This is a genomic window from Bhargavaea massiliensis, from assembly GCF_050480245.1.
Lineage (GTDB): Bacteria > Bacillota > Bacilli > Bacillales > Anoxybacillaceae > Anoxybacillus.
Genome location: NZ_JBCNEQ010000001.1, coordinates 63,572 through 70,494 on the forward strand (window position 1 = coordinate 63,572; position 6,923 = coordinate 70,494).

At 43.6% G+C, this 6,923-nt stretch carries 7 protein-coding genes and 1 riboswitch; all 7 genes read right to left on the reverse strand.

The genetic code is table 11. The features are described 5' to 3' along the window. Positions 1-8 precede the first annotated feature (8 nt). Entirely contained in the window at positions 9-551 is a 543-nt protein-coding gene (locus tag ABEV15_RS00370) for a ferric reductase-like transmembrane domain-containing protein (protein WP_004889562.1), read from the reverse strand. A 2-nt stretch (positions 552-553) separates the two neighbouring features. Further along, on the reverse strand, positions 554-1,489 hold the full coding sequence (locus ABEV15_RS00375) for an FAD:protein FMN transferase (RefSeq protein WP_498852069.1): 936 nt from the start codon (positions 1,487-1,489) through the stop codon (positions 554-556). 2 nt (positions 1,490-1,491) lie between these two features. Next, positions 1,492-1,800: a hypothetical protein gene (locus ABEV15_RS00380; protein ID WP_004889559.1), complete on the reverse strand. Its 309-nt coding sequence runs from the start codon at positions 1,798-1,800 to the stop codon at positions 1,492-1,494. 12 nt (positions 1,801-1,812) lie between these two features. After that, positions 1,813-2,499 (reverse strand): copper amine oxidase N-terminal domain-containing protein, encoded by a 687-nt coding sequence (locus ABEV15_RS00385; protein ID WP_285517036.1) that lies wholly within the window; start codon positions 2,497-2,499, stop codon positions 1,813-1,815. A 216-nt stretch (positions 2,500-2,715) separates the two neighbouring features. Then, positions 2,716-4,170: an aminomethyl-transferring glycine dehydrogenase subunit GcvPB gene (gene gcvPB, locus ABEV15_RS00390; protein ID WP_498852070.1), complete on the reverse strand. Its 1,455-nt coding sequence runs from the start codon at positions 4,168-4,170 to the stop codon at positions 2,716-2,718. Continuing rightward, positions 4,163-5,509 (reverse strand): aminomethyl-transferring glycine dehydrogenase subunit GcvPA, encoded by a 1,347-nt coding sequence (gene gcvPA, locus ABEV15_RS00395; protein ID WP_429634096.1) that lies wholly within the window; start codon positions 5,507-5,509, stop codon positions 4,163-4,165. Before gcvPA ends, gcvPB begins: the two co-directional genes overlap by 8 nt. A gap of 17 nt (positions 5,510-5,526) precedes the next feature. Beyond that, complete coding sequence (gene gcvT, locus ABEV15_RS00400) at positions 5,527-6,621, reverse strand: glycine cleavage system aminomethyltransferase GcvT (protein WP_498852071.1); 1,095 nt, start codon at positions 6,619-6,621, stop codon at positions 5,527-5,529. Positions 6,622-6,760: 139 nt separating this feature from the next. Next, a riboswitch (glycine riboswitch) is annotated at positions 6,761-6,849 on the reverse strand. Positions 6,850-6,923: the final 74 nt, after the last annotated feature.

Genomic DNA, 6,923 nt, shown 5'->3' on the forward strand with positions numbered 1-6,923 from the left:
CTCCAATTTCAATAATTTTCAAACATCTTTTTCGATTTTGCAAAAAACCGAAAAAAATTCAATAGTAAAAAAACAAATATCGCGCTTGCATAAACGATTTTACTCCATGTTTCATCTGTATCGCTTCCGATAAAAAATCCATGTAAGCTGGCAAGAATAAAACTTGGCAAAATAAGAAGATGAATGATTTTCCAAACATTTCTCCCGACTTGTTTCAATAAATCGGTTGATAGAAATATTAAAAACATCGAATAGAAAGAAATGATTCCCAAACCTGTAAAAATCGGTTGATATTTCGATTGGAAAGGGATAAAAATTTCCAATATTGAAAAGGGCTGATAATCATCAAAATAGAGCAAAAAGCCGTGAAAAAACGCTAACAAAAAAGCGAACCATCCAGCTGTTTGATGTGCAATCAACAAATATCGGCCAATGCTTTTAGAAATGAAGCCCATCTTCTGCATCATCCCGAAGCAAATCGATATAAAAAGGAGAAAATAGGCGCTCCATCCAGAGGCGCGAATCCATTCCCAAGTAGAAAATTCGGTCATGGTTACATCACCAGTCTTTCAACATATCGCGAAATAGAAGGAGTAATCAGCAATCGGCTGTTTTGGGTAACGATCATACACGCTGACTGTGGGAAATTTCGTTTTAGCCATTGAATGCCTTCATCAGAAGGAAGCATGCAAAGCACTTTTGCAATCACCTCCGCTTCGGTAACGCATTCAGCAAATGCGGTTGCTTGCACGACGTCGCTGTTCGGATTTTTTCCTGTCCGACCATGAATAATATGATGCCCGGTTTCTCCATTTATTTTCCATCTGCGATAAAGAACATTCGATGTCGCTACTGCACCGGAAGAAATAAAAAATTGCGCAATATCTTCATTTTCATTAAAAGGATTCGTCACCCCCACTTTTCTACCGACATCTCCCCAAATCAACGTATCTCCCCCAGCATCAATGATTCCTGCGTTGATTCCTAAATCTTTCAACAGATGATACGCTTGATCGACGCTCCATCCTTTACCGATTCCTCCGAGGTCTATTTCCTCGGTTGTATGTTTCATAACTGCTTTTAATGCAGGAAAAAACGATAAACTTTTTTCAGATGGAACACGAAATAAACTTGCACGCTCTTTATGCTCGCGCAAAATACCTTGTTTATGAAAGGAGTCCGCATAGCCGATATTTTTCATGACCGTTCCCACAAATGGATGAAAATAAAAATTTGTCTTTATCGCATATTCGAATGCGGCTTGTAGTACGTCATACAAAATAGGATGAATTTGTATCACCACGTCCACTGGAGACTGATTCAATTTTGTTAATTCACTATCATTCAAGAAACGAGAACAAACCTTTTCAAACATAGTAAACCAAGTTTGCATCAGTTGCTTCCAATTGAGCGATTGCTCATCCCCCGTTACTTGCACTTTAATAACGGTTCCCATGCCATTCATTATTAAAAATTGTTCCACGTTCATCACTACGATCTCCTTGTGCGGTTTTCTGCCGGTTGCAATCGGGAAGTTTCCGTTTTTGGTGTCGCAATAATGACTTCATTGGAATATTCGACATCCCAATTTCCTTCATTCCAATCCAACGACAAAAGTTGTTGTTCCCGCTGCTGTTTTGCCTCTTCCGTTTCATTCTGAAATGAAGCCGTTTCTTCTTTTAACATCATTTCGTTTTGTTTATTGTTTTCTTCTGAATCATTGACGAGTTGAAGAAAACTTGTAAATACAGTAATACCGCCAATTCCAATCATCCATTTTATCCACTTGTTTCCTTTCACAAAAATTCCTCCTCATTCATAAACGAATATTTGCTGATTTTTCCATGTTACTTGAAAACCTAATCCATTAGCTAAGACACTAATTGGAATATAGAGCTTTTCATTTTTCTCAAAGATTGGGTGAGGCATCGGTGTCTTTTTCATATTTTCGTAAACAGCCCTTGAACCGTTCTTAACAATCAATAATTTGTCGTTCAGTTGGATTTCAGCGATTTTCGAGGCTGGATACAAAATGACCGAAGCTCCCAAGTATTGCGCGGTTTCCTCGAGCGGAACAAATAACTGTCCTTTCATTGGAATAACATTTGTATAAAGCGGTTCCTTCTCTTGAAATTGTATTGGCACCGTTTTTTCGGAAGAGATCGGTGTTTCAGCATACTTTTCAGGTATATCAGCAGAGCGAGACCACTTGTACCAATATTCTTGCTTGATGACAATGGGTTTTTGTTGAGCGTTTTGGTTCCGCTTGTCCTCTCTACCGAACTCTTCATCATGCTCATCTTCCATTTCATATTTGTGTCGCTCTTCCTCTTCGTGTTCGTAACGTTCTTCATCGTAATGATCATTTTCGTCTTCATGATCGTACTCTTCCATTCTTTCTTCATATTCATCATCGTCAGCTAAAGCAAATAGGCTATTTATGCTGTATGCCGTAACAAACAAAAAACAGAGGCTTAAAATTAAAATAAACTTTCGCATGGAAGGCATTGCTCCTTTCTACTCTTTCTGCGTTCATTTTAGAGAGTTTTTCTGAAAAAAAAATGAAAAATAAAAATTAACCAAAAAATTTTTTGTAATATTAAAAAAGGATGACCCAAACGTAACAGGCCATCCCTAACACTATAACTACATATTGCGGCTATGCCTTTTCAAGAGAGACGAACTTTTTGATTGACTTTCTTTTTTCATTTTCAATTATTTTTGATAGCGCAAGATTGGCTTGCGTGCCGCAGTTGTTTCATCTAACCGCTTGACAACGGTTGTGTGCGGAGCTTCTTGAACGATCTCCGGATTTTCTTCCGCTTCTTTCGCAATTTGGATCATCGCATCAATGAACGCATCAAGCGTTTCTTTTGACTCTGTTTCCGTCGGCTCGATCATCATGCACTCTTCGACAATCAATGGAAAGTAAATCGTCGGCGGATGATAGCCGAAATCAAGCAAACGCTTCGCGATGTCAAGCGTACGCACCCCTAATTTCTTTTGTCGCTTTCCTGATAAAACAAACTCGTGCTTACAATGACGGTTGTATGGCAAATCGTAATATTCCGCTAAGCGACGCATCATGTAGTTAGCATTTAGTACCGCATATTCTGTCACCGCTTTTAAGCCGTCTGGACCCATCGAGCGAATATACGTATACGCGCGAACGTTAATGCCGAAGTTGCCATAAAACGGCTTCACACGCCCGATGGCTTGCGGTCTGTCATAGTCGAAATAGTAGCCGTTTTCCCCTTTTTCTACCGTCGGTTTCGGTAAAAACGGAATGAGGTCAGCCTTCACCCCAACAGGCCCTGAACCAGGACCACCGCCGCCATGCGGACCGGTAAACGTCTTATGAAGGTTTAAATGCACGACATCAAAGCCCATATCGCCAGGTCTCGCTTTGCTTAACACCGCATTTAAGTTCGCACCGTCATAGTACAGCTTTCCGCCTGCGGCATGTACGATTTCCGCCATTTCTAAAATGTTTTCTTCAAAAAGACCGAGCGTATTTGGATTTGTAAGCATAAGCGCCGCTGTATCTGGACCGACGACGCGGCGTAAATCGTCTAAATCGACAAGCCCTTCTTCCGTCGATTTCACCGTCACCGTTTCAAAGCCGGCAACCGTTGCCGAGGCTGGATTTGTCCCGTGCGCTGTATCCGGAACGATGACTTTCGTCCGGTTGTAATCGCCGTTTGCTTCATGGTAAGCGCGAATCATCATGAGCCCTGTCCATTCCCCGTGCGCGCCAGCGGCTGGCTGCAACGTCACCGCATCCATGCCGGTAATCTCTTTTAAATGCTCTTGTAAGTCATACATGAGTTCAAGCGCCCCTTGCACCGTTTCTTCCGGCTGAAGCGGATGAATGTGAGCAAACCCAGCCAAGCGGGCAACGTTTTCGTTCATTTTCGGATTGTATTTCATCGTACAAGACCCAAGCGGATAAAAGCCGGAATCGACTCCGTGGTTGCGCTTTGATAACGCTGTATAATGGCGCATAATGTCAAGCTCTGATACTTCCGGAAGCTCCGGTGCTTCTTGCCGAATGTAATCCGTAGGGATGACTTGTGCGACATCGATGGCTGGTACGTCTAATGCTGGCAAGCTATATCCGATTCGCCCTGGCTTGCTTAATTCAAAAATAAGCGGTTGATCTTTATGCATGACAATCCCCCAATTCTTTCACAAGCGTGTCGATTTCTTCTTTCGTGCGCAATTCCGTGACCGCAATTAACATGCAGTTTTGCAATTCTGGATAATCGCGCCCGAGATCGTAGCCGCCGATGATTCTTTTTTCCAACAGCTTTTTATTTATTTCTGCTACCGGCTTGTTCATGCGAACGACAAGCTCGTTGAAAAACGGTCCCGTAAATACGACATGAAGGCCATTGTTTACGAATGCCTCTTTCGCATAATGCGCTTTTTGAATATTCATCGTCGCCATTTCTTTCACGCCGTTTTTGCCGAGCGCTGTCATCGCCACCGATGCAGCAAGGGCGTTTAACGCTTGGTTTGAGCAAATGTTCGATGTTGCTTTGTCGCGGCGAATGTGCTGTTCGCGCGCTTGCAACGTCAACACAAAACCGCGGCGACCTTCTTCGTCCGTCGTTTGCCCGACGAGGCGACCTGGAATTTTGCGCATAAGTGCCGATTTCACCGCAAAATACCCGCAATGCGGACCGCCAAATTGCGTCGGAATACCAAAAGGTTGTGCGTCGCCAACAACGATATCTGCCCCGAACTGTCCTGGCGGCGTTAATACCCCTAACGCAAGCGGATTGCTTGCGACAACGAACATTCCTTTATGCGCATGGGCAATTGGCTCGATCTCTTTTAGCGGCTCGATTTGCCCGAAAAAGTTTGGATATTGCACGATGACGCACGCGACGTCTTCATTCATTTCTTTTTGCAATGCGTCCACATCCGTCACGCCGTTTTTGTACGGAATTTCTACTACTTCAAGCCCCGGGCCTTTCGCGTATGTTTTCACGACGTCGCGATATTCTGGATGCACGGCGTTTGATAATAATACTTTTTTCTTTTTCGTATGCGCTGCGCTTAACAACGCCGCTTCCGCTAGCGATGTTCCACCATCATACATCGATGAGTTCGCCACATCCATGCCGGTTAATTCACAAATCATCGTTTGAAACTCAAAAATCGCTTGCAATTCCCCTTGGGAAATTTCTGGTTGGTACGGCGTATACGCAGTATAAAACTCCGAGCGCGAAATAACGTGGTCAACAATCGTCGGAATGTAATGGTCGTACACCCCCGCTCCTAAAAACGAAGTGTACGTCTTCATATCCGCATTTTTTGCCGCTAGTTCCATTAATTCTTTCATTAATTCCGGCTCTGATTTTGCCGGTTTAATGTTGTACTCGCCTTGAAAACGAACGCTTTCTGGAATGTCGGAAAACAGTTCGTCAATCGATTGTACCCCGATTGTTTGCAACATTTGTTGCTTATCTTCTTCCGTCATTGGCAAATAACGATGAAGCATAGCTCTCTCTCCTCACATTATTTTGTGCGCTTATAAAACGGTGTTGCCACCACTTTCGCTTTTAGCCACTTCCCGCGAACATCGACTTCCACTTCTGTATCCAAAGCAGAAAACGCGGTTGAAATAAGCGCTAAGCCGATGTTTTTCTTTAGTGTTGGCGATTGGGTGCCTGTCGTGACAACGCCAATTTGCTCGCCGTTTCCATATACAGCATATCCGTGGCGCGGAATGCCTTTGTCGATCATTTCAATGCCGACAAGCTTCCTTGACGTTCCTTCTTCTTTTTGTTTCTTCAATACTTCTTTTCCGAAAAAGTCGACGTCTTTATTCGTTTTGACCGCAAATCCAAGCCCTGCTTCGATTGGCGTAATGTCTTTTGACAACTCTTGCCCGTAAAGCGGCAAGCACGCTTCAAATCGGAGCGTATCGCGTGCACCAAGCCCGCACGGAAGTACCCCTTCTTCTTTCCCTGCCTCTAAAATCGCCCGCCAAAGCGTTGGAGCATCTTCTGCTCGGCAATATAGCTCAAACCCGTCTTCTCCTGTATACCCTGTCCGCGACACGAGCGTTTGAACTCCTGCAACATCAACATGATCTGCAAAAGCGAAAAACTTCATCGTAGATAAATCGACCGTCGTCAATGGCTGTAATACTTTTTCCGCAAGCGGCCCTTGCAGCGCTAGTTGCGCGATATCGTTTGATATATTGACGAGCTCGACATCACCAACGACATGCTCACATAGCCAAGCAAAATCTTTTTCAATATTTGCAGCATTTACGACAAGCAAATAATGGTCGTCTGCTTTTTTATAAATTAACAAATCATCAACCGTTCCGCCGTCTTCATAGCACATAAGCGTATATTGGGCGCGGCCGTCTGTTAATTTGGCGACATCGTTTGTCATCATTTTTTGTAAAAAAGCAAGACTATCTTTTCCTTTGACTTCAAATTCGCCCATATGCGACACGTCAAACAATCCCACCCGCGTCCGTACAGCTTCATGTTCTTCTTTAATACTTGAAAACTGTACCGGCAGTTCCCAGCCACCAAAATCAATCGTTTTAGCGCCATACTCTGCATACAAAGGAAATAGCGGTGTTCTTTTTAACATATGCCTCCTCCTTGTCATAAAAAAAGACAGACGACCCCCATATTGTTATATGGTAGTCTCTGTCCTTTCACCTGAAAGTTTCCCTAGTAATTAGGTGTCCTCGTGGGTGGTTCACGTCCGTGAACGCTCTCCAGAGCCGCGTCAAACAAGAGTTCTTTTGCCTGAGAGATTCGTGTTGCCACTTGCTCCTTCGGCGCTACATATCGTAGTCTCTCCCCTTGTTCTCATCCGCCTGTATACAATTGTCGTTCTTGTGCCACACTACGTGTAAACACACCAGTCAACTACCCCCACTTAGCTAA

Coding starts and splice junctions, on each gene's coding strand:
- ABEV15_RS00370 (WP_004889562.1), bottom strand. CDS start 551: ATGACCGAATTTTCTACTTGGGAATGGATTCGCGCCTCTGGATGGAGC.
- ABEV15_RS00375 (WP_498852069.1), bottom strand. CDS start 1,489: ATGAACGTGGAACAATTTTTAATAATGAATGGCATGGGAACCGTTATT.
- ABEV15_RS00385 (WP_285517036.1), bottom strand. CDS start 2,499: ATGCGAAAGTTTATTTTAATTTTAAGCCTCTGTTTTTTGTTTGTTACG.
- gcvPB (WP_498852070.1), bottom strand. CDS start 4,170: ATGCATAAAGATCAACCGCTTATTTTTGAATTAAGCAAGCCAGGGCGA.
- gcvPA (WP_429634096.1), bottom strand. CDS start 5,509: ATGCTTCATCGTTATTTGCCAATGACGGAAGAAGATAAGCAACAAATG.
- gcvT (WP_498852071.1), bottom strand. CDS start 6,621: ATGTTAAAAAGAACACCGCTATTTCCTTTGTATGCAGAGTATGGCGCT.